Source organism: Streptomyces sp. NPDC041796, assembly GCF_055590785.1.
Window position 1 is genome coordinate 118,526 of sequence record NZ_JBVJAH010000008.1, and the last position, 22,726, is coordinate 141,251.

The 22,726-nt window shown below is 71.7% G+C and carries 18 protein-coding genes; 13 read left to right on the forward strand and 5 right to left on the reverse strand.

What is annotated here, in order from left to right; translation table 11 throughout:
* The first annotated feature begins 89 nt into the window (after positions 1–89).
* From ACZ6C1_RS18130 to ACZ6C1_RS18140, 3 genes are all read left to right on the forward strand, one after another.
* Positions 90–713 (forward strand): hypothetical protein, encoded by a 624-nt coding sequence (locus tag ACZ6C1_RS18130; RefSeq protein WP_469242083.1) that lies wholly within the window; start codon positions 90–92, stop codon positions 711–713.
* On the forward strand, positions 710–2,740 hold the full coding sequence (locus ACZ6C1_RS18135) for a hypothetical protein (RefSeq protein ID WP_469242084.1): 2,031 nt from the start codon (positions 710–712) through the stop codon (positions 2,738–2,740). Before ACZ6C1_RS18130 ends, ACZ6C1_RS18135 begins: the two co-directional genes overlap by 4 nt.
* Positions 2,741–2,835: 95 nt before the next feature.
* Complete coding sequence (locus ACZ6C1_RS18140; RefSeq protein WP_469242085.1) at positions 2,836–4,866, forward strand: hypothetical protein; 2,031 nt, start codon at positions 2,836–2,838, stop codon at positions 4,864–4,866.
* Between the two features lie 273 nt (positions 4,867–5,139).
* Here ACZ6C1_RS18140 and ACZ6C1_RS18145 read toward each other — a convergent pair whose 3' ends face one another.
* Positions 5,140–5,391 carry a helix-turn-helix domain-containing protein gene (locus ACZ6C1_RS18145; RefSeq protein WP_469242314.1) on the reverse strand — a complete coding sequence of 84 codons (252 nt, stop codon included), beginning with the start codon at positions 5,389–5,391 and terminating at the stop codon, positions 5,140–5,142.
* Positions 5,392–5,977: 586 nt separating this feature from the next.
* Here ACZ6C1_RS18145 and panD point away from each other — a divergent pair.
* Positions 5,978–6,406: an aspartate 1-decarboxylase gene (gene panD, locus ACZ6C1_RS18150; protein WP_469242086.1), complete on the forward strand. Its 429-nt coding sequence runs from the start codon at positions 5,978–5,980 to the stop codon at positions 6,404–6,406.
* A 720-nt stretch (positions 6,407–7,126) separates the two neighbouring features.
* Here the strand turns inward: panD and gndA are convergent.
* Positions 7,127–8,569 carry an NADP-dependent phosphogluconate dehydrogenase gene (gene gndA, locus ACZ6C1_RS18155; RefSeq protein ID WP_469242087.1) on the reverse strand — a complete coding sequence of 481 codons (1,443 nt, stop codon included), beginning with the start codon at positions 8,567–8,569 and terminating at the stop codon, positions 7,127–7,129.
* Between the two features lie 187 nt (positions 8,570–8,756).
* On the opposite strand from gndA, the gene ACZ6C1_RS18160 reads away from it, so the two are divergent.
* On the forward strand, positions 8,757–9,989 hold the full coding sequence (locus tag ACZ6C1_RS18160) for a transglycosylase family protein (protein ID WP_469242088.1): 1,233 nt from the start codon (positions 8,757–8,759) through the stop codon (positions 9,987–9,989).
* On the opposite strand, the gene ACZ6C1_RS18165 is transcribed toward ACZ6C1_RS18160, so the two are convergent.
* Positions 9,870–10,802, reverse strand: coding sequence for a DMT family transporter (locus ACZ6C1_RS18165; RefSeq protein ID WP_469242089.1), 933 nt, complete (start codon positions 10,800–10,802; stop codon positions 9,870–9,872). The genes ACZ6C1_RS18160 and ACZ6C1_RS18165 overlap by 120 nt on opposite strands.
* A gap of 289 nt (positions 10,803–11,091) precedes the next feature.
* Between ACZ6C1_RS18165 and ACZ6C1_RS18170 the strand changes: the two genes are divergently transcribed.
* Entirely contained in the window at positions 11,092–12,558 is a 1,467-nt protein-coding gene (locus ACZ6C1_RS18170) for an SDR family NAD(P)-dependent oxidoreductase (RefSeq protein ID WP_469242090.1), read from the forward strand.
* 285 nt (positions 12,559–12,843) lie between these two features.
* A complete protein-coding gene (locus ACZ6C1_RS18175) occupies positions 12,844–13,014 on the forward strand; it encodes a hypothetical protein (RefSeq protein WP_469242091.1) in 171 nt (56 codons plus the stop codon).
* A gap of 100 nt (positions 13,015–13,114) precedes the next feature.
* Here the strand turns inward: ACZ6C1_RS18175 and ACZ6C1_RS18180 are convergent, their stop codons facing one another.
* The gene (locus ACZ6C1_RS18180) at positions 13,115–14,527 is read right to left on the reverse strand and encodes a lipase maturation factor family protein (RefSeq protein ID WP_469242092.1); all 1,413 of its coding nucleotides are present in this window, start codon (positions 14,525–14,527) and stop codon (positions 13,115–13,117) included.
* Between the two features lie 391 nt (positions 14,528–14,918).
* Between ACZ6C1_RS18180 and ACZ6C1_RS18185 the strand changes: the two genes are divergently transcribed.
* From ACZ6C1_RS18185 to ACZ6C1_RS18200, 4 genes are all read left to right on the forward strand, one after another.
* Complete coding sequence (locus ACZ6C1_RS18185; protein WP_469242093.1) at positions 14,919–16,202, forward strand: DUF6777 domain-containing protein; 1,284 nt, start codon at positions 14,919–14,921, stop codon at positions 16,200–16,202.
* 59 nt (positions 16,203–16,261) lie between these two features.
* Positions 16,262–18,361 (forward strand): SpoIIE family protein phosphatase, encoded by a 2,100-nt coding sequence (locus ACZ6C1_RS18190; protein WP_469242094.1) that lies wholly within the window; start codon positions 16,262–16,264, stop codon positions 18,359–18,361.
* Positions 18,362–18,447: 86 nt separating this feature from the next.
* The gene (locus ACZ6C1_RS18195) at positions 18,448–19,809 is read left to right on the forward strand and encodes a wax ester/triacylglycerol synthase family O-acyltransferase (RefSeq protein WP_469242095.1); all 1,362 of its coding nucleotides are present in this window, start codon (positions 18,448–18,450) and stop codon (positions 19,807–19,809) included.
* 58 nt (positions 19,810–19,867) lie between these two features.
* Positions 19,868–20,728: an Fpg/Nei family DNA glycosylase gene (locus ACZ6C1_RS18200; RefSeq protein WP_469242096.1), complete on the forward strand. Its 861-nt coding sequence runs from the start codon at positions 19,868–19,870 to the stop codon at positions 20,726–20,728.
* Between the two features lie 2 nt (positions 20,729–20,730).
* Here ACZ6C1_RS18200 and ACZ6C1_RS18205 read toward each other — a convergent pair whose 3' ends face one another.
* Positions 20,731–21,393, reverse strand: coding sequence for an anti-sigma factor family protein (locus ACZ6C1_RS18205; protein ID WP_469242097.1), 663 nt, complete (start codon positions 21,391–21,393; stop codon positions 20,731–20,733).
* A gap of 118 nt (positions 21,394–21,511) precedes the next feature.
* Between ACZ6C1_RS18205 and ACZ6C1_RS18210 the strand changes: the two genes are divergently transcribed.
* Positions 21,512–22,255, forward strand: a complete 744-nt coding sequence (locus ACZ6C1_RS18210; RefSeq protein ID WP_469242098.1) for a LytR/AlgR family response regulator transcription factor — start codon at positions 21,512–21,514, stop codon at positions 22,253–22,255.
* A gap of 120 nt (positions 22,256–22,375) precedes the next feature.
* The gene (locus ACZ6C1_RS18215; protein WP_469242099.1) at positions 22,376–22,651 is read left to right on the forward strand and encodes a hypothetical protein; all 276 of its coding nucleotides are present in this window, start codon (positions 22,376–22,378) and stop codon (positions 22,649–22,651) included.
* Positions 22,652–22,726 lie beyond the last annotated feature (75 nt).

Genomic DNA, 22,726 nt, shown 5'->3' on the forward strand with positions numbered 1-22,726 from the left:
GAAGCGGTGGCGGTGCGTGAGGTTGCGATGGCTTGGATCAGGGGGTGTTCGGGATCGTCGCTCCGACCACTGGGCAGACAGCGGTGCGCATGCTCTTCATCCTGGATCGGCTCGGTGATGGGTGCGATACCGGCGGAGACGTGCCGCCGTCGGCGGTCAAGGTGATCCAGTCCGAGCGGAAGCTGCAGAAGCTCGACTTCCTCATCCGCAACCCGGACTATCTCGCCAACTTGATCATCTCCGGATGGGAAGAGGGCCGGTTGCCCGGAGAGCGCCTCCTCGACGCGCGAGCGGTGTTGCAGGAGCGAGAACCGGCGCTGCACACCTACCGGATGCTGCGCGGACGGCACGGTGCATTCGAGCAGTTGAACAACGCCTTGAGTGTGCTGCGGCATCTGGAGCTGATCGCCATCCGGCGAGCCGGGCGGGTATCCGACGGGAAGGTGCGGCGCCGGGACTACTACCTGCTGGAAGCCGGGGCCATCCGGGCGCAGGAGCTGCGGACAACGGAGCCGCTCCTTGCCTGGTACGACCAGCAGGCCACGTATGTGTCCATTGCAGCGCAGGGCATGTCCGGGGGGCAGCTGAAGGCACTGCAGTACGGGCACGAGGAGTATGCGGGCACTCCGGAAGGCCGGCTCATCGGCGGCATTACCGCGCGGGTGAGACGGCGTCTGGAGGCGGCACTCGAACGGGAGGGGCTAGCAGCGTGAGCCAGGGCATTACACAGGTCGAGGACGATGCCACGGGCCCGGTTGAAGCATGGTTGGCGGAAATCGCCAAGGCAGCCCGGCAGCCAGTAGAGGTCGTGCGTGCGGTGCTTGCCGAGCACGGTGTAAGGGCCCATACGGCGCTACCGCGTCCGCATCGGATCCTGGTGACGGCTGTGGAGTTCGAGGGAATCCGGCCTGCGCCGGAGGGCCAGCAGCAGGACACGGCCGACATCCCCTTCCGTTTCGAGTGGCGGCCCGGGCCCGGTGTGTGGTGTCTGGCTTCGACGGGGAAGAACGAGGCGGGCAAGACCAGCGTCCTTGAGACCATCTTGTGGTGCCTGCGCGGCCGGGCGGGCCTGCAGCGCGATGTGCGCAGCTGGTTGCGCCGCGTGCGCTGCGAGTTCGTTCTGGATGCCGAGCCGCTCGAGGTGGCGATGACGGTGACCGACGGCGTACCCGCCGGCCGGGTGGTCTCCCAGCAGACCGGGGTCGTCCTGGTCTCGTTCGACGGAGTCAAGGCGTTCGAGGAGTCGATGGACGCGTTCATGCTGGACCGTCTGGGGCTGGAGCCCCTGCGTACCCAGCAGAAGGCCCGTGGAGACGTGGAGGCGCTGCCCGTCACTGGAGAGCTGTCCTGGCCTTCCTACGCCAGCGGCCTGTACATCAATCGCAAGGGCCTGGGCCATCTGCTGGGCAACGACTCGAAGAATGCGCTGCCAACCCGGTTGCTGGAGCTGTTCCTGGGTGCCCCGTGGGCGGCGACCATGGTCGCCGCCTCGGTGGCCCAGAAGGTGGTGGCTGCTCAGCTGTCCGCCGCTCGCCAGCGAGCGGCGGCCGACGCCGAGGCACGGCGGGCCCAGCTGGGCGAGCTGACCCGGCAGCTGGACGCCGAACGCGCCCGCCTGGAGGCGTTGCCCGATCACGGTCAGGCCGCCGCCGACCTCGGCGTGGCCTACCGAACGCTGGCCGACGCCACGGCCGCGGCCAGCGAGGCGCAGCGCCAACTCGCGGCGACCCGTCTGCGTCACGACACCTTGGAGGAGCAGCGACACAGCCTCGCGCAGGCTGTGCAGACCGTTCAGGAGGCAGTGCTGGCCCAAGCGTTCTTTCACACCCTGACGCCGACGATCTGCCCTCGCTGCGACACGAAGGTTTCCAAGGATCAGTGGGCCCGCGAGCAGGAGGGACACTGTTCGCTCTGCGACTCCCGCTTGCCAGACCCCTCCGACCACGATGACGCTCACGGAGAGGAAGAGGAGGACACGCCGGAAACCCTGCGACAGGCATTGGCCGGCGTCCAGCAGGAAGCGGAAGAAGCCGCCAGTGCCCTGGCCGCAGCACAAACGCGGGCGTCGGCCGCAGTCGACGCCGTCAACCGGGCGGAGGCTGCCCTCAACGAGGCGCTTAAGGACCCTGGAACCGGCGAACGGCGGGCCGTGGAGCTGGCCGTGGCCCGCCTGGAGGGAGCGGTCGCCGAGCGAAAGGGCCGCTTCACCCATCTGGACGCCGCTATCGACATCACTCCCCTGGAAGTAGCCAACACGGTCCTGAAATCGGCGGAGAAGGCCGCGCACACCCGCCGGACCGCGGCGCTGAAGCAGGTCCTCCGGGATGTTGAGCAGGACATCGTCACCATGGGCCGTGCACTCGGGCTGGAGATGCTCCAACGTGTCGAACTGGGCACTGGCGCCACCCTGACGGTGTGGAAGGGCGGCCAGCAGCACCCCTATGGCTCCCTTACCGAAGGCGAACAGCTGCGGCTGAAGATCGTCACCACGACGGCACTGCTGCGGCACGGCATCCGCAGCGGTGTCGGCCGGCACCCAGGACTTCTGATCGTAGATTCCCCTGGAGCCGAGGAAGTCGACAGCAAGGACCTGCGGCTCATGGTGCAGGACCTGGTCAAGCTCACCGACATGGCGCCAGGACTGCAGGTCATCATCGCCACTGCCCGCGGCCAGGACGTGGCTTCCCTCATCCCCGAAGGCCAGCTGCGGCTCGCTCCGCCCGGACAGCGCCTGTGGTGAGGCTGGCATCCCCACCCTGCCCGAGCGCCCGCCGGCGGCGTCCGGCATAAAGTCCAAGGCGCACACCGGTCCGGCAGCAGGAAGGAGGCACGACGATGACAGGCCCTGCCACCGACCCTCTGCACCTGTTGGCCGACGCGCGTCGGACTGGCGCACCCCCGCCCACCCTGGCGGAACTTGGCGGTCTGATGCTCCTGACCGAGGCCCGGGACGAACTACTAGACCACGACGACCTGCCCGCTCTGGTGTCACTCCTCTGCAACGAGAGCATCACACTGGCCAGCTCAGTCGGCCAGGATTTCCTTCTCGCCGCGGCCGAGTCCCCCGACGACCCGCTTCTCCTCGAAGGCGTCGTCACGGCCCTGCTCACCCATCCCGATGCCGTCCGGGTGCTCGGTGAGGATCTCGCCGACGTCTGGCTGGACGCGAGCCGCACCCGCCTGGATCTTTTGGGCGGTATCGCTTTGGAAGCCTGCGCCCGCCTCGTTCTGGCTGGCATCGCGAGCCACCACGGCCTTGTGGACAGACTGCGCCGCATGCGCAGGGAACTGGCACGTGTCGACGAGGGCTTCGCCGCCCGCGCCGTCCGTGTGGCTGGCGCGCTCGCCGAACAGTTTCCGGCCCCGGAAATCCCACCGCTGTTGGAGCATCTCCTCGACCACGACGACGTCGCCGACGACGCAGCCTTCGAGCTGGGCATGCTCACGCTACGCCAAGCCTTCACCGCCGCTACCGTGGACGAGGCCCGTCCCAAGCTCCTCAAAGCCCGCGAATATCTGAGCGACGCAGCTTGCATGGAAGAACGCCCGGACGCAGTCGGCTTCGGCGCCGCCCTGGACGCCGTCCTCGCCTACACGACAGGCGCCACCGTCTCCGACGACACCCTCGGACGGCTTCAGGACGCGATCTTGGACATCCGCCTGAATCTTCTCGGCCTGCCGCCCGGCTGGCGCACTCCCCGCCTGGACACCCTTGTCACCTGGCAGCAGCTCCTCGACACCCTCGTCCACGCCCAGGACGCTGACCGAGACGGGTCGTGGCTGCACGCCGCCGCCGTCATCACCAGCTTGGTGGACGTCTACGCAGCTCACCGAAGTCTTGACCTGCTCACCCCTACCGACGGCTCCCTATCACGGGCAGGCACACCCGGTGCCTCGGTCTCGACGCCGGGCCTGCACGCCCTGCTGGCCCCGCGTGTGGAACAGACTCTGCTCGCCCGCGAAGGCGGCCTAGCCATGCTCGACCAGTGGCTCGCCGAACTCAGCAGTGCATGCGAGTCCGACCAGGACCCCACGACCCCGGTCGTACGGGAACAGGCCACCGCTCTCCGCGAAGCCCTGTCATCCGGAAGGCAGGACCCCCGCCCAAAACCTGAAGGCCCGGCAACCGTCCTTGCCGGGCTTCCCCTGCCGCCTGACGACACCGACCGCCTGTCCGGCTTCCTCGCTGCAGCGCCCGAACTCGCCGGCCGCCTAGCCGACATGTGGCAGGCACGCCAGGCTCGAGAACCCGTCGATGAAATTCCGGCAATCGCCACCGCCTACCGCCAGACCCGCACCGATCTGCGACAGCAATGTCCCGACGGCTACACCGGCCAGTTCGCCGCCGATATCGACCGCATGCTGCTCTACCTGCTCCGCTTCTTGGACCTGCGGCTCAACGAGACGCAGAAGTTCGGTGGCGACGCCCGCAAGTACCTCCGCCGCCTCAAAAAGGACGAAGTCAAGCCACTGGAAAAAGAGATGGGCAGAGACCTCCGCGATTTCCTCCGTGGCCAGGGCCTGCGCGTCGAACTCGAAGTCAGCAACATCGGGGCGGGACGCGTCGACATCGCCTGGCGCCCCCACGACGAGCTGATCACGCTCGAACTCAAACGAGACTGGGCCAACCCCTCCTGGGACGCCTACAACAGAGCCTTCCTCTCACAGGCGATCTCCTACCAGGTCAACGGCCCGCCTCTGAACTTCCTCGTCGTCCTGGACCTCACAGACAAACCCGACGGACTGGCCTCAGTACCCGCCTGCGTCCACGTCCGCACCGTCCCCGGCCCTGCTGGCGACCCAAGGCCCCGCACAGTGATCATGCTGCGTATCCAGGGCAACAAGCGTGACCCTCACGACCTGTAGTCATCACGCCGCCAGTGCTGGGGGTCCTTAACGGCTGCACGGCCCGCCCACTGGGCGGGCCGTGCAGCAGCGACGGGCGCCAAGCGCTCCTCTGCCGCTACGGCGAACCCGCCTCCTGCGGGGGGTCGCTGCCATCTCGGTCCTCCGGATGGGTTGGGCCCCCGACGGCTTCGCGAGCGCCGGCGCGAATGAGTGTGTCCCTTTGGGCGCCGGGGAGAGGTGGCTGTTCGATTAGTGGTGGAGGGTGGCAAAGTACGGGAAACGAGGCAGCGGCTAGTGGATCTTCTGCTGCTCCAGCCATTTGAAGATCTCGGCCCTCTTGTACAGCACCTTGGCGTTCTTGCCTCGGCCGAGCTTGTAGCCCTTCAAGCCCAATTTCGATGCCTCCTTATAGACCCAGCTCGTGGACATGTTGAGCATCGTGGCGACCTCGGAAGTGTCCATGAGGACGGACTCGACGCTGCGGCGCCTGCCCGACGAGTTGATATCCGTGCGGGTCTCGTCGGAGTGCGACTGCGGTTCCATGGTGGGCAAGATGGCTCCTCGGGGCTGGCCTGAGCCTGATCGCGGTATCGACGCGCGCTCTGCTCTGACCGAATTCCTAACGTCCTTGATGCCCGCCCTGTGCCACCGCCAGGAGGTACCGGACGAGCTGGAGCCATGGTCATGAGAATCGCCGGTTTGGCTAACCGGCGATCCGCGGCTATGTTGCGGTGCCGCTTCGGCCCATCGGATTCCTGTTGAAGCATGGGGACCTCCCCCTGAAGGGGATAGGGAGGGGCCTGGGCCGACTGGCCCCTGGCGGTGCGCACCCCGGATCCCTTGCGGCCGCCCTCGCTCCTAGCCTCCCAGGCCGCCAGAGTGACGGTGATCACGGACACCGTTCGGAGGCTGCTGGCTAGGCTTGTGTAGTCGTCGCGGTGGGTCCAGGAGGGTTGGCGAAGTTCTCCTGCAGTCACCTGATGGTGCGTCAGAAAAGTCGGCAATTGGTCAGCATCAGTCCTCAAAAACCTGGTGAAAGCTGACCGAACATGCGACTCGTTGTAAGGTAGGGAAACCGCCCTTGACCTGCACAAACGCAGGCAGGGAGCCTAGATCCAGGAGTACCTCGATGCTTCGTACCATGTTCAAGTCCAAGATCCACCGGGCCACCGTGACCCAGGCGGATCTCCACTACGTGGGATCGGTCACCGTGGACGCCGACCTGATGGAGGCGGCCGATCTCCTCCCGGGCGAGCTCGTGCACATCGTCGACATCGACAACGGTGCCCGTCTGGAGACGTACGTCATCGAAGGTGAGCGCGGTTCCGGGGTCATCGGCATCAATGGCGCGGCCGCCCACCTCGTGCACCCCGGCGATCTGGTGATCCTGATCAGCTACGCCCAGGTCGACGACGCCGAGGCCCGGTCGCTCGTGCCGCGGGTCGTCCATGTCGACGCGGCCAACAAGATCGTGGACCTCGGCTCGGACGCGTCGGCGCCCGTGCCCGGCAGCGACACCGCGCGGAGCCCGCACGCCGTCCCGGCCGCCCGAGGCTGACGGGACGGCCGGGAACCGACCAAGGGGCGGCCGGGGGTCGGCCGTACCGCGCGGCCGTACCCCCGAGGAGTGATCCCACCGCGCGGGGGAACGCGCAGCGCGAGAACGTGGAACGTACACGGCCGAACCGCCCAGGGAGCTCGCCATGACCAGCCCGAACCCGTATCCCCCCGACCCCGTACCGCCCGCGCCGACGCCGCCGCCCGGCCCGCCGGACCCGGTGCCACCGACACCTGTGCCGCAGCCGGGCCCGCCGGGTCCGGAGCCGGGCCCCGCGCCCGGCCCCGTACCGACCCCGACGCCGCCGCCGCACCCCGGGCCGCCGCCGCCCGGGCCGGCCCCGGACCCGGTGCCCAAGCCACCCGGACCCGACCCGGTGCCCGGCCCGGAACCGGAGCCCGGCCCGGCGAGCTGAGCCAACGCCCCCGGCCCGGCCCGCCCGGGCCGGCCTCAGCCCCGCCCCCGATCCCCGGCGCCACCCCGCCCCGGGCCCCAGCTCAGCCCAGCCCCCGACCCCGGGACCGGCGCCACCCCGACCGCCGGTGCCGGTCCGGCGCCACCCGGCCCCGGGGCTGGCCCCCGCTCACCCGACCGCCGGTCCGCCCGACCGCCGACCCCGCCTCAGCCCCTGGCCCTCGACCGGCCCCCGCCCCCGGCTCAGCCGCCGACCACCCACCGCGCCCCGCTCCCGGCCCACCCACCCCCCGTCCCGCGCCCCGCTCAGCCCGCGTCCACCTCCGAGCGGTCACCGCCCCAGAGCGTGTGGAAGGAACCCTCCCGGTCGGTTCGCCGGTAGGTGTGCGCCCCGAAGAAGTCCCGCTGGCCCTGGGTCAGCGCGGCGGGCAACCGGGGTGCCCGCAGGGCGTCGTAGTGGGCGAGCGCGGCGGAGAACCCCGGCGTCGGGACGCCCCGGCGCGCCGCGGTCGAAACCACGGCGCGCCAGTCGTCCTGGGCCACCCCGATCTCCTCCGCGAACCCCGCGTCGGCGAGCAGGGTCACCAGCCCCGGATGAGCCGCGTACGCGCCGCGGATCCGGTCCAGGAACGCCGCTCGGATGATGCAGCCCGCCCGCCACAGCGACGCCACCGCCGCCAGGTCCACCTTCCACCCGTACGCCTCGGCGCCCGCGCGGATCTGGTGGAATCCCTGGGTGTACGACACGATCTTCGACGCGTACAGCGCCTGCTCCACCTGTTCTGCGAACCGCGCGGCCTCCGCCTCGGTGAGCGGCTGTGACGTGGGGCCCGGCAGGTCGCGTGACGCCTCGCGCAGTGCCGCGTGTCCGGAGAGCGAACGGGCGAACACCGCCTCCGCGATCCCCGACACCGGCACCCCCAGGTCCAGCGCGATCTGCACGGTCCACCGGCCCGTCCCCTTCTGCTCCGCCCGGTCGGCCACGACGTCGACGAACGGTTTCCCGGTCGCCGCGTCCGTGTGCGCGAGCACCTCCGCTGTGATCTCGATCAGGTAGGAGCCGAGCCGCCCGGCGTTCCAGCCGCGGAAGGTCTCGGCGATCTGCGCGGGAGCGAAGCCCGCCACGTCGCGCAGCAGGTGGTACGCCTCCGCGATCAGTTGCATGTCGGCGTACTCGATGCCGTTGTGCACCATCTTGACGAAGTGGCCGGCGCCGTCCGGGCCGACGTGGGCCACGCACGGTGTGCCGTCCGGGGCCTTGGCGGCGATCCGCTCCAGCAGGGGGCCGAGCGACGCGTACGCCTCGGCGGACCCGCCCGGCATGATGCTCGGCCCGTGCAGGGCGCCCTCCTCGCCGCCGGAGATGCCCGCGCCGACGAAGTGGATCCCGCGCTCCCGCAGCGCGCTCTCCCGGCGCCGGGTGTCGGCGAAGTGCGCGTTGCCGCCGTCAATGATGACGTCGCCCGGTTCCAGAAGCGGGGCGAACTCGTCGATCACCGCGTCGGTCGGCTCGCCCGCCTTCACCATGACGATCAGACGGCGCGGCCGCTCCAGAGCCGCGACGAAATCCTCGGCGCTCTTCGCGGCGATGAACGTGCCCTCGTCGCCGAACTCCTCGACGAGCGCCTCCGCCCTGGCGAAGGTCCGGTTGTGCACGGCGACCGTGAAACCGCTGCGGGCGATGTTGCGCGCGAGGTTGCGGCCCATGACCGCGAGCCCGGTCACGCCGATCTGAGCAGTGCCACTCATTGTGTGTACTCCTGGGTTGCGCGTATGGGTACGCGTCCATACGCGCCGCGCGAGCGGGACGTTCACCGGCGCATTCCCAACCAGCGGCGCCGAACGGGTATTTGACGAACCACGCGCCCCCTTGTCACGGCATGCGGAGTGCCTCTAGCTTGGGCCGCTGCTGACGTGTGCAAGGGGGGACCGACCCATGGCCGTACGCGGACGACACCGCCGGTATCAGCCGAGCCGTATCAACCGGGCATCGCTCACCGTCACGGCGAGCGGCGCCGGGATGGCGCTGCCGCTGATAGGGGCGGGTTCGGCGCACGCGGCGTCGGTGGACGTCTGGGAGAAGGTCGCGGCCTGCGAGTCCACCAACAACTGGCAGATCAACACCGGCAACGGCTATTACGGCGGGCTCCAGTTCACCCAGTCGACCTGGGAGGCGTACGGCGGTACGCGCTACGCGCCGCGCGCCGACCTCGCCACCAGGGACCAGCAGATCGCGATCGCCGAGAAGGTGCTCAAGGGCCAGGGACCGCGTGCCTGGCCCACCTGTTCGGTCAAGGCGGGCCTCACCCGCGGCGGCGACGCGCCCGACATCGCCCCGCAGGCGAAACACCGGGGGACGTCGGAGGCACAGAGCAAGAAGCCCCGCACCTCCTCGCCGCCCGCGACCCCCACCACCGTCCCCGGCAAGCGGGAGAGTTACACGGTGGCCCACGGCGACTCCCTGTCCGGGATCGCCGAGGCGGAGAAGGTCAGGGGCGGCTGGCAGCGGCTGTACGCCGACAACCGCACGGTCATCGGCAGCGACCCCGACCTGATCATGCCGGGGCAGAAACTGACGCTGCGTACGACCGCGCCCAGGCCCCCCGCGGCCAAGCCGGCCCCGGCGGCACCGAAACCGCCCGCCGCGAAGCCGGCCCGGCCGAAGCCCGCGACCCCGAAGCCCGTCACCCAGAAGCCCGCCACGTCCAAACCGGCCACAGCCGAACCGGCCACCGCCAAGCCCGCAGCCCCCAAGCCGCGGACCGCCGGATTCAGCGCGCCCGTCGACGCCGGTCCCAGCACCGCCTACCGCAAAGCCGGCTCCTCCTGGGCCAGCGGTTACCACACCGGCGTCGATTTCGCGGTCCCGACCGGTACCTCCGTGAAGGCCGTCGCCTCCGGCCGGGTCGTCTCCGCGGGCTGGGGCGGTGCGTACGGGTACCAGGTCGTCATCCGGCACGAGGACGGCAGGTACAGCCAGTACGCGCACCTCTCCGCGCTCACCGTCCGCGAGGGGCAGCGGGTCACCAGCGGCCAGCGGATCGCCCGTTCAGGATCGACCGGCAACAGCACCGGGCCGCATCTCCACTTCGAGGTGCGGACGGGGCCGGGGTACGGCTCCGACATCGATCCCCTGGCCTACCTGCGGGCGGGCGGCGTCCGGTTGTGACGGCGGCGGCGTGGTGGCGGTGAGCAGGGCCAAGCCGCCCGCCGCCACCACGCCGCACCCCAGCGCGAGCACGGTGCCGGCCGGTCCGTACCGGAACTGCTCGCCGAACAGCGTGATACCGACGGCGGCGGCCACCACCGGGTTGACCACCGTGACGGTCGCCAGCGGCGCCGCCAGCCCGGCACCCCGGTAGGAAGCCTGCGACAGCAGCAGCCCGGCGGCCGCGAGCGCCGCCACCACCAGCAGGCTCGGCCACTGGGCCAGCGGGGCGTCCGCCACGAAGGTGGCCGCCACGGTCTTGGTGAACACCGAGCCGACCCCGAAGGCCAGCCCCGCCGCTGCCGCCAGCAGCACGCTGCGCACCACCGGCCGGCGCACGCCGCGCGCCCCGAGGAACAGCGCCGCCACCGCCCCGGCGCACACCACCGCCAGCAGCACCCGCGCCCCGCCGTCCAACGACCGCCCGCCACCCGCCCCGGCCGACGCCAGCAGCCCCATGAGCCCCACCGTCGCCAGGACCGCGCCGCGCCACGCGGTGGCGCTCGCCCGCCGTCCCACGAAGAGCGCCGCCATCGGCAGGGCGAACACGATCGTCAACGCGCCCAGCGGCTGCACCACGCTCAGCGGGCCGTACGCCAACGCCACGACGTGCAGCAGACCTCCCGCACCGTTCAGCAGTACGGCCGCCCACCAGGCGGCCGAGGACACGGCGGTCGTGCCGGACGCGGCGACCCGCTCCTGCACGATCGCCCCGGCCGCGTACGCGACGGCGGAGACCAGTGACAGCAGCACGGACAGCGCCAGGGAGCTCATGCGCCAACGATCTCCCGCGAGGGGCGTCCGCGTCGTCGTCCCTGAGCACCCGGTCGCGTGTACTGCCGTCGTAGTACGGGAGTACATGATCCGCCCCCGTTGCGTGGCGGACGGGTGTCCTGCTCGTCCCGGCCGGGCGGACACAGCCCCCCGACCTGGTGTGGGGCGCCCTCTCGGGGGCCGGGTTGCGGGCGTTTGGCGGCCGGGGCCCTCGCTGACGTAAAGTTCGGCTTTTGAAAGCTTTGAAAAGTAAACGTGGCATACGAGTGATCGAAGGACAGCGACGGCCATGACGGTGACTGAAGAGAACCAGGCGTACGGGCCGGGAATCGACCCCGAGCGCCTGGCCGTCTGCCTGAGCGTCCTCGAGGAGCTCGACACGCTGGACGTCGACCACCCGGACGCCATCGCCGTCCGCCGTGCCACGGCCGGTGTCTACCGGACCGTCAAGCAGCGCCGCCGCCAGGAGCGCCGGGCAGCGAAGACCGCCCACGACAAGGCGGTCACCGAGGCCACCGCGACCGGCTCGGCCGAGCGGATCGACGACGAGACGCAGGGGCTGCTGCCGTCCTCCTCGGTCGTGGGCGAGATCGCGGGCATACTCCAGCGGCCCCGCTCCTGCTACATCTGCAAGACGCGGTACATCGAGGTCGACGCCTTCTACCACCAGCTGTGCCAGAAGTGCGCCGCCGAGAACCGGGCCCGCCGCGACGCCCGTACCGACCTGACCGGCCGGCGCGCGCTGCTCACGGGCGGCCGGGCCAAGATCGGCATGTACATCGCGCTGCGGCTTCTGCGTGACGGTGCTCACACCACCATCACCACCCGTTTCCCCAACGACGCGATCCGCCGCTTCAAGGCGATGCCGGACAGCGACGAGTGGATCCACCGCCTGAAGATCGTCGGCATCGACCTGCGCGACCCGGCGCAGGTCGTCGCCCTCGCCGACTCGGTCGCCGCCGAGGGCCCGCTGGACATCCTGATCAACAACGCCGCCCAGACCGTGCGCCGCTCCCCGCAGGCGTACAGCGAGCTGCTCGCCGCGGAGTCCGCGCCGCTGCCCGCGGGCGAGCTGCCGCCCGCCGAGGTCATCGGCACCTTCGGCAGCGGCGCCGTGGAGACCATGGCCGCCCTTCCGTCGCCCCGCAACGGCGAGGGCCTGACCGCCCAGGACGTCACGGAGCTCGCCCTGGTGAGCGGCTCGGCGTCGCTCGAACGCATCGCCGCGGGCACCGCGATCGACGCCGGTGGCCTGGTGCCGGACCTGCACGACACCAACAGCTGGATCCAGACGGTCTCCGAGGTCGACCCGGTCGAGCTGCTCGAAGTCCAGCTGTGCAACTCCACCGCGCCGTTCATCCTCATCAGCCGGCTCCGCCGGTCGATGGCCTCGTCCTCGGCGCGGCGTACGTACGTGGTGAACGTCTCCGCCATGGAGGGCGTCTTCAGCCGCGGCTACAAGGGCGCCGGGCACCCGCACACCAACATGGCCAAGGCCGCGCTCAACATGCTCACCCGCACCAGTGCCCAGGAGATGTTCGAGTCCGACCGCATCCTGATGACCGCGGTGGACACCGGCTGGATCACCGACGAGCGCCCGCACCCCGACAAGATGCGGCTCGCCGAGGCGGGCTTCCACGCCCCGCTCGACCTCATCGACGGCGCCGCCCGGGTCTACGACCCGATCGTGCGGGGGGAGATGGGCGAGGACCTGTACGGCTGCTTCCTGAAGGACTACGCGCCCTCCAAGTGGTGAGCGTCACAGGGCGTTCCGCACGTGCCACCCGGTGACCCGCACGTCCTGTCCGGAAGCGGGCAAGGTGTCCGGATCCTGACTATGTGACGCGTTCCATCGAGCGGAAGTCCGCTCATTTGGTTAACCTGAGGCGAACGGCCCGCCGCCAGGGATCCACGAAACCCCCTCAGGCGGGCCTCGGGGACAAGCCTGCCACCAAGGCTGCGTTTCCGCCCGAGTACCGGCGCCACCGCGACCGAACGGCAGTACATGTCCTCATAGGTTCGCGACACGAAGGAGTGCGCGGTGACACCAGAACTCATGAAGCAGGAGCATCGGCCGGCGGAACACGGCGAACGGTCTGCCGAGCCCGACACCCTCGGCAGCCTCGAAGTGTGGGCCCGTTCGGCCCCCATCCGGCTGGCCGGTTACGAGGAAGACCTCGCCGAGCCGCACATCCTGCCCGGCATCGACTGATCAGTACGCCGCGCATGTGCCCTCCGCCCCCAGGGGCGGAGGGCACGCGTGTGTGCGGCGCACTGCGTTCCGGGCCACCCCTTCGCGGCTTCCCGGACGGTCAGGACAGCCGGGTCGGCGGCAGGAACTCCCGGACGTGGGTCCGGTGCCACCAGGCGCCCGTCTCCCGCAGTTCGCGCCAGGTCGTGAAGCGGTAGCGGTACAGCCGGGCGCGGACGCGTACGGGCGGGGCGTCCGGGAAGGGGTTGTGGCGCAGCAGCCGCAGCGTGTCGCGGTCCCCTTCGAGCAGCCGCTCCACGAACGGCGCGAACCAGCCGTGCGCGTACGCGGGGGAGAGCGCGGCGAACCACATCATCCAGTCGAGGCGCAGGTGGTACGGGGCGAACTGGCGCGGCAGCCGGCGTACGTCGCCGGGCTTGCCCTTGAACTCGTACTCCCGCCACACCGTGCCCGGGTGCACGGTCGCCTCGTCGGTGCCCTCGATCACGATCTCGTACCGGACCCGGCCCACCGTCCCGAAGGCCCCGTAGGTGTTGACCAGGTGCAGCGGGTCGTAGGAGCGGTTCATGGCCTGCCGACGGGAGAGCAGGTTGCGCGCGGGACGCCGGCTGAGGACCACGACGACGGCGGTGACGGCGATGACCAGGATCCCGTACCAGAGCGGGGGAGCGGGCAGCGTGGGCGCGTCGGCCACGAGGGAGCCGTCGACGGCCGACAGGGCCAGCACGATCGTGATCCAGTTCAGCCAGGAGAAGTTGCCCGACAGCACCAGCCAGAGCTGGGTCAGGACGATCAGGCCCGCCGCGGCGCTCGCCACCGGCTGCGGGGTGAAGAGCAGCACCGGTACGACCAGTTGCGTCACATGGTTGGCCGCGGCCTCCACCCGGTGCAGGGGCCTCGGGAGGTGGTGGAAGAACCAGCTCAGCGGGCCGGGCATCGGCTGTGTCTCGTGGTGGTAGTACAGGCAGGTCAGGTCGCGCCAGCAGGCGTCGCCGCGCAGCTTGATCAGACCGGCCCCGAACTCGACCCGGAACAGCAGCCACCGCAGCAGGAAGAGGATCAGCAGGGGTGGGGCCGTGTCCTCGTTGCCGAGGAAGACGGCGAGGAAGCCCGTCTCCAGGAGCAGCGATTCCCAGCCGAAGCCGTACCAGGTCTGCCCGACGTTGACGATGGACAGGTACAGCGCCCAGAGCACCGCCCACATCAGCATCGAGACCGCGAGGGGCACCGCGTCGCCCGCCCCCGCGACCATCGCGAGCGACAGTGCCGCCCCCGCCCAGGCGCAGAGCGCGAAGAACCGGTCCGAGTAGTGCAGGTGGAAGACGCTGGGTGCCACCCGGGGCGGTACGCGGCGCAGGTGGGCGGGGACCGGCAGCATGCCGCGCTCGCCGATGAGCGCCCGGAACTGCAGGGCGGCACCGAGGAACGCGACCAAGTAGACCCCGGCGAGCGCCCGCTGGAAGACCAGGCGGCTCAGCCAGTAGTCGGACGAGGCGAACCAGAACCACTCCATCGGTTCCAGTATCGGACGAGGGCCATCCCGTGGCGATCTTTCGGAGCGTCCGGCCCAGGTGCCGCGCGTACGCGCCCCGGCCCGGCCGCTGGTACATGCCGAACGCCGTCAGGGTGAACGCCACGGAACCGTCCTGCCGCCGGTCCACCACGAGCTGCTCCTCACCGCTCTCGGGGTGACCGCCGGCGTTCGGCACGCGAACCCGAAGCCGTCCTCCCCGTACGCCGCCCACACCACCGGCACGGCGCGCGGATCCGCAGCGGTCCGGCGCCGAGCTCTCCACCGTGGCGCAGAGGCTTCTTGAACGCATTCAAACCCCTTCGGGGGCTGCCCTTCCGGTTGCGGAGCGCCGCGTGATCCGGCAGACAGGGATCACGAAGAGGAGGATGGTGTGCGTTCACCGATACGTCGTCGCCGCCGGTGCACCGCGCCGGCCCGGCCGACCGCATTCGCCGTACCGACCGCGCTGCTGCTGGCCGCCGTGCTGCTGGTGACGGGCTGCGGCGGTGGGGGTGGCGAGGGTTCCGGTACGGCGGGCACCAGGACGGCGGTGGACACGCGGGACGCGCGTCTTCAGCCGGCCGGCGCCCGCGGCCCCCACCCGTTCACCGCGTCGACGGCCCGCCCCTCCCCGCGTACGCCCCCCGCGCCGCCCCGGCGGACCGCGGGGAGCCGGGGCCCCCGAATGGTCTCCGGCTCCACGCCCGGTCTCTACGGCGGTACGCGCTCGGCCCCGAGCTGCGACGTCGAACGGCAGGCCCGCCTCCTGACCGACGACGACACCAAGGCGCGGGCCTTCGCGCAGGCCGCGGGCGTCGGCGCCGCGGGCGTCGCGTCCTGGCTGCGCGGCCTCACCCCGGTGGTGCTGCGCGCCGACGCCCGGGTCACGGCCCACGGCTACCGCGACGGCTCGGCCCTGCCCTTCCAGTCCGTCCTCCAGGCCGGGACGGCCATCCTCGTCGACAGTTACGGGGCGCCGCGGGTGCGGTGCGCGTGCGGCGGGCCGCTGCGGTCGCCGGCCGTCGCCCGGGAGGCCGCCGGTCCCGCCGGAGTGAACGGTGCCGCCGTGGACCGGGGCAGGCCCTGGGCGGGCTACGACCCCGGGCGGGTCGTGATCGTCACGCCCACCCAGCAGGTGGTGCACAGCCTGATCATCGTGGACCTCCGGGACAACACCTGGATCGAACGCCTCACGGGTACCGGCGGGGAGCGGGACAAGCGGCCCGAGGTACCGCCCCCGTACGCCCCCGGTGAGCGTGACCTCGAGTCTTCACCGGCACCGGAGCAGCCCCAGGTGCCCGAGCCGGTGGCACCGGCGGACTGCCCGACCGCGACCGGCACCCTGACGGTCCCGCCCGGCTGCCCCACCCCGCCGCCACCTCCGCCGCCACCGGTCATGCCCGCGCCCAACGGCCCGGGCGACCGTCCGGCCGACCCGGGCGGTGAACCCGCCCCGCAGGACGGTCCCGGTGTGCCGGAAGCCGCGCCGGACGGACCCGGTGCGCCCGACGGCCCTGATGCACCCGACGGACCCGGTGCGCCCGACCGGCCCGGCGTACCCGACGACCCCGGCGTATCCGACGACCCCGGCGTATCCGACACGGAAGGCCTTCCGCCGGACATGGGTGGCGAGCCCGAGGGAATGCTCCTCGGACCGGAGCCCTACGAGGGCTGATGGTTCCGCCGGTGACGCGAACAGTCGAAAAACCCGACAAATGATGGCAGAGTGGCTCCATGGTTGATCCGGCAGCGGATGCCCTGTCGCTTCCCGAGGACTGGCCCGCCCACCCGGATCTGAGTCTGACCCTCAACCGCATGGGCAGCTTCGACTGGGACCTCGACACAGGGCTCATGCATATGGACCGGACCGCCCTCGAGGTGTTCCAGGTGGACGTCACCGAGTACGACGGGCGGCCCGAGAGTCTTGCCCCCCGCGTCCCGGCCGGCGAGTCCATCCGCCTCGACTCGATGGTGGCGCAGGCCCTCAAGAGCGGCGGCGCCCACTACGGCGCGTACTTCCGGATCCGTACGCGTGACGGCGGTCTGCGCTGGACGCACACCCAGGGGTTCATCCGGCGGGACGAGACGGGCCGTCCACGCCGCATCATCGGCATCGTCCGGGACGCCACCCAGGAGCTCGCCGAGTCCACCGCGCGGCGCGAGGTCGACGAGGAGCGGCGGCGCCAGACCAGCGTGGTGGAGTCCACCACCGCGGCCCTGGCCCATGCCCGGACCGTCCAGGACGTCATCGACGTCCTGAAGGACTCGCACGGCCTGGAGCACCTCGGCGCGACCAGTCTGGTGATGGGGCTGCTGGAGTCGGGCCGTATCCATCTGGTCGCCGACGGACCCCGGGGTTCCTTCGTGCCCGGCACCCGCTACACCCGGGTGGACGAGCAGTACCCGATGAGCGAGGTCGTCCGCACCCTCGCCCCCCGGTTCATCGAGTCGCCCGAGGACTTCGCCACCTCCTACCCCATCCTCTGGCCGCACATCAGCGGGCTCGGGATCACCTCCGCCGCCTATCTGCCCCTGATCGCCCAGGCCCGGCCCATCGGCGCGCTCGGCCTGCTCTACAGCGACAAGAACGGCTTCTCGCCCGAGGACCGCAACGTGCTGGTCGCCCTCGGCAGCAGCATCGCGCAGAGCATCCAGCGCGCCATGCTCTTCGAGCAGGAGCACGACCTCGCCGAAGGGCTCCAGCAGGCCATGCTGCCGCGCCGGATCCCCGAGATCCCCGGCGCGCAGATCGCCGTCCGTTACCGGTCCGCCCGGCTCGGCCGGGACATCGGCGGCGACTGGTACGACGTCATCCCGCTGCCCGGCGGGCGGGTCGGTGCCGTCATCGGTGACGTCCAGGGGCACGACACGCACGCCGCCGCCGTGATGGGCCAGCTGCGCATCGTGCTCCGGGCGTACGCGGCGGAGGGGCACACCCCGGCCACCGTCATGGCCCGGGCCTCCTCCTTCCTGCACGAGCTGGACACCGACCGGTTCGCCACCTGCACGTACCTGGAGGCCGATCTGGCGACCGGTGTGGTGCAGGTGGTGCGGGCGGGCCATGTCGATCTGCTGCTGCGGAACACCGACGGCAGCTGCCGCCGGGTACCGGTGCCGGGCGGGATGCCGCTGGGTCTGTCGGCGGAGTTCGGGCGGCTCGACTACCCGGTCGCCATCCTGGAACTGGACCCCGGGCAGGCCCTGCTGCTGTACACCGACGGGCTCGTGGAGCAGCCCGGCGCCGACCTCGACGAGGGCATGCAGTGGCTCACGGCGCTGGTCCGCAACGGGCCGCACGACCTCCAGGAGCTGGCCGACCACCTGTGCGACGTGGTCGACGAGCGGGGCGGCGAGGACGACGTGGCCATCCTGTTGCTGCGCCGCAAGGGCGGCTACACCGCGCAGGCCGGCGGCCGCCTCCAGCAGCACGTGGCCCAGAGCGACCCCGAGGCGCTGAGCTCGGCCCGGCACATGATCAGGGCGGCGGTACGGGCCTGGGGCGCGGGGGAGAGGGCGGACGAGATCGAGCTGGTCGCCGACGAGCTGATCACCAACGCGCTGCTGCACACCGACGGCGGGGCGATCGTCACCCTCCGGATGCTGGCCGGGTCCGAGCGGCGGCTGCGGGTCGAGGTCGAGGACCGCTCCAGCGCCCTCCCGCGCCTTCGTGAGGCGGGCCTTTCGGGTGTCTCGGGCCGGGGACTGCTGCTGGTCGACCGGCTGACCGATGGGTGGGGCGTGGACTCGCGCGGCAGTGGCAAATGCGTCTGGTGCGAGTTCACGATCCCCGGCAGGCCGGACAATCAATCGACACCCGTTGTTCACTCTACGTGACGTGATCGTACTTGACCGTAACCGACCGAAGGCGATTGACTGCTGCTCCGTAGCCTTCCACGGCCCTCGTACGACATGGGGATCTCTTGAGCAGTGAGCTGCTGGCACCTCTCGACCTGGCCTTCTGGCACCTGGAAACGGCCGACCACCCCATGCACCTGGGCGCTCTCGCCCGCTTCGACCCCGCCCCGGGTGACTCCGGAGACGCCGGAAGCCTCCTGGACCTGCTCGCCGAGCGGGCCGCCGCCATCCCCCGGCTGAGGATGCGGGTCCGCGACGTCCTGCTGCCGGTCGGCGGGGCCGCCTGGAGCGTCGACCCCGCATTCGACGTACACCGCCACGTCCGCCACATCCGCCTGCCGGACGGCGACCCCGGCGGGTTCACCGCCGAGGCGACCCGGCTCGCCGGCGAACTGATGGAACGCCCCCTCGAACGCGGGCGGCCGCCCTGGGAGATGTACCTGCTGAGCGGGGCGCCGGGCGGACCGTTCGCCGTGCTCGTCAAGCTGCACCACGCGCTCGCCGACGGGATGCGCGCGGTCGCCATCGGCGCCGGGATCTTCGACCAGATCGCCGGCGCCCGGCCGCCCGGCCGCCGCCGCCCGCGCCCCGTGCCGCCCCGCTCCTGGCTGCCCGGCCCCCTGCACGTCGCGGGCGCGGCACGAGGACGCATCGAGGAACTCGGCCGTGCCCTCGGCGTCGGCGCCTCCGTCGTACGGGCCAGCCGCCTCGACCCGCGCGGCACCCCCGCCCTCACCGCCGGCTCCAGCGGGACGCGCCGCCTGGCCACCGCCGACCTCGACCTTGAGGAGGTGCGGCGCGTGCGCAGGGTCACCGGCGGCACCGCCAACGACGTGCTCCTCGCGGTCACCGCCGGGGCGCTGCGCCACTGGATGCTGGAACGCGGCGAACGGCTGCCCACGACCGACCCGCGCGCCCTCGTACCGGTCTCCCGGCGACGCCCCGGCGGCGCGCCCGGCCCCGGCAACACCTTCTCCGCGTACCTCCTGGACCTGCCCCTGTCCGACCCCGACCCGCTCGGCCGGCTCGGCTCCGTACGCCGTGCCATGGACCGCAACAAGGCGGCCGGGCCCACCCGGGGGGCCGGGGCCGTCGCCGTGCTCGCCGACCAACTGCCGCCGCTCGCCCACCGGTTCGGCGCACCGCTCGCCCAGGGAGCGGCGCGGATGCTGTTCGACGTCCTGGTCACCAACGTGCCACTGCCCCGCTCCACCCTCTCCCTCGGCGGCTCCCCGCTGCGCGCCCTCCACCCCATGGCCCCGCTCGCCCGCGGCCAGGCCCTGGCCGTGGCGATGTCCCCGTACGGCGGGCGCGTCCACGTCGGACTCGTCGCCGACGGCAAGGCCGTGCCGGACGTGGACCGGCTCGCCGCCGCCGTCCACGACGAACTGGCGGAACTCGTGAAGGCGACCGACGGCCCGCACTGACCGGCGAGCGGGGCCGACCCGAGCGGCGCGCCCCGCCGCCCTGCGGCAGGCTGGAACCATGCCCGAACTGCCCGAGGTCGAAGCCCTGCGAGAGTTCCTCGACGACACCCTGGTGGGCAAGGAGATCGCCCGCGCGCTGCCCGTCGCCATCAGCGTCCTCAAGACCTACGACCCGCCACTGTCCGCGCTCGACGGCACGACCGTCACCGCCGTCGGCCGGCACGGCAAGTTCCTCGACATCGAAGCGGACGGGCTGCATCTGCTGATCCACCTCGCCCGGGCCGGCTGGCTCCAGTGGCGGGACGTGCTGCCCTCCGGACCGCCGCGCCCGGGCAAGGGCCCGCTCGCGCTGCGCGTCGCGCTCACCGGCGGCGACGGCTTCGACCTCACCGAGGCCGGCACCACCAAACGGCTCGCCGTCCACCTCGTCCACGACCCCACCGACGTGCCGGGCGTCGCCCGCCTGGGGCCGGACCCGCTCGCCGCCGGCTTCGACCGGGACGCCTTCGCCGCCCTCCTCGCCGGGGAACGACGCCAGGTCAAGGGCGCCCTGCGCGACCAGAGCCTGATCGCCGGCATCGGCAACGCGTACAGCGACGAGATCCTGCACGCCGCCCGGATGTCACCCTTCAAGCCGGTGCGGAACCTCGACGACGAGGAGATCACCACGCTGTACGAGGCGGTGCGCACCACCCTGAGCGAAGCCGTGGAACGCTCGCACGGACTGGCCGCCGGCCGGCTCAAGGCCGAGAAGAAGAGCGGGCTGCGGGTGCACGGCCGCACCGGTGAAGCGTGTCCCGTGTGCGGCGACACGATCCGGGAGGTGTCCTTCAGCGACTCGTCGCTGCAGTACTGCCCCACCTGTCAGACCGGCGGCAAACCCCTCGCCGACCGCAGGCTGTCGCGGCTGCTCAAATAGGTTCAGGGCCGTACCGACACCAGCCGCTCGCCCTCCACGGTCCGCACCTCCAGCCGCTCGATCTCACCGATCGGCACCGCGATGACCCCCTCCATCAGCGGCTTCTCACCCTCGTCCGTCGCCCACGTCATCACCGGCCAGGCCCGGCCGTCCGTGCCGACGACGACCAGTTCGCACACATGGGGCCCCCGCACCCCGGCCACCCGCAGAGCCACCTCCGTGCCCCACTCCCGCTCCCGCAGCGCGACCGACGCCGACGCCCCGGTCGCCGTGTCCGTCGCCGCCGCCCGCCGTACCGCCGGATCACCGCCGCCCGGATCCTGAGCGCCCAACAGGACCGCGCCCGGCACCGCCACGGCCAGCGCCGCGGCCACCCCGACGACACGCGCCCGCCACCGCCGCGCCGGCGGGCGGCGCGTACGACGGCCCCGCCGGCGGCCCACCGGACCCGCCCCGGCCGCCGCGCCCCGCCGCGACACCGGGGGCTGCAACGGCTCCCGGCCCGCCAGCTGGGCGAGCACCGAAGTGGTGAAGCGGAATTCCTCGAGTCCGGCCGCGCAGGCCGGGCACCGCGCCAGGTGCTCCTCGCAGCGGAGGGCGTCGGCCGGTTCCAGCACGCCCAGCGCATAGGCGGCGACATCGTGATGCCGCTCCCGCAGACTCATGGGGGTGCCTCATTCCCGCGTACGCGTCCGATGCCCTGTGCTTCCGTGAAGCCTTACGTCATGCAGTACGCATACGAGCCGTTCCTCGCTCAATCGCCCCACCCCTACACTCCGCACCATGGTGCGCGTACTGGCCGTCGACGACGAGAAGCCCGCTCTCGAAGAGCTGCTCTACCTCCTCCGCTCCGACCCGCGGGTGCGCAGCGCCGAGGGCGCCACCGACGCGACCGAGGCGCTCCGCCGCATCGGCCGCGCCCTCGAAGCGGGCCCCGACGGCGAGGACGCCATCGACGTCGTCTTCCTCGACATCCACATGGCCGGGCTCTCCGGCCTCGACATCGCACGCCTGATAGCCGGGTTCGCCAGACCGCCGCTGATCGTCTTCGTCACCGCTCACGAGGGGTTCGCCCTCCAGGCGTTCGACCTCAAGGCCGTCGACTACGTCCTCAAACCGGTCCGCAAGGAACGCCTGGCGGAGGCCGTACGCCGCGTCCGCGACCTCGCCGAACCCGCGATCGCCCCCACGGCGGCGGAACAGATCCCGGTCGAACTGGGCGGCGTCACCCGGTTCGTGGCCGTCGACGACATCGCGTACGTGGAGGCGCGGGGCGACTACGCGCGCCTCCACACCGACGAGGGGAGCCACCTGGTCCGCATCCCGCTGTCCACGCTGGAGGAACGGTGGGCGGCGCGCGGATTCGTACGGATCCACCGCAGCCACCTCGTCGCGCTGAGCCGCATCGACGAACTGCGCCTCGACGCCGGGGCGACCACCGTCCGGGTCGGAAGCGCCGAGCTCGCCGTCAGCCGCCGGCACGCGCGTCACCTGCGCGACCTGCTGATGCGCCAGGCACGCCGCTGACCGCCGTTCGACGCGCGGGAGGTGCCGTTCGGCGACGGGTGACCCCTCCGGCACCGGTACGGGCCGAGCGGCGCCTACAGTTGATCACCGACAGGCCGATCACCGGAGAGGGGCGGGGGCGTGACCACGGAGATCGAGGCGCTGCTCGCCGAGGTGCGCGCCCTGCCGGGCCTCCGGCCGGCCGAACCGCACGAGGCCGAGGCCCTGCTCGCCCGCGTCAAGAGCGCCGCCGCACGCTGGGCCGACGTGCTGTACGAGATCCAGGAGTCGACGCACGGCCTGGTCGGGCCCCGTACGACCGCCGCCCTGGAGGTGGCCTACCGCCGGGCCGAGGAGTCCTACGTCGAACTGGAGATCGCGCTCGGTGACGCCACCGGGCGTACGCCCGGACACTGAGCCGTGAGCCGACAACCCTGAGCCGGGATCCGGGATCCGGGATCCGGGATCCGGGACGCGGGAGCCGTGGGCCGT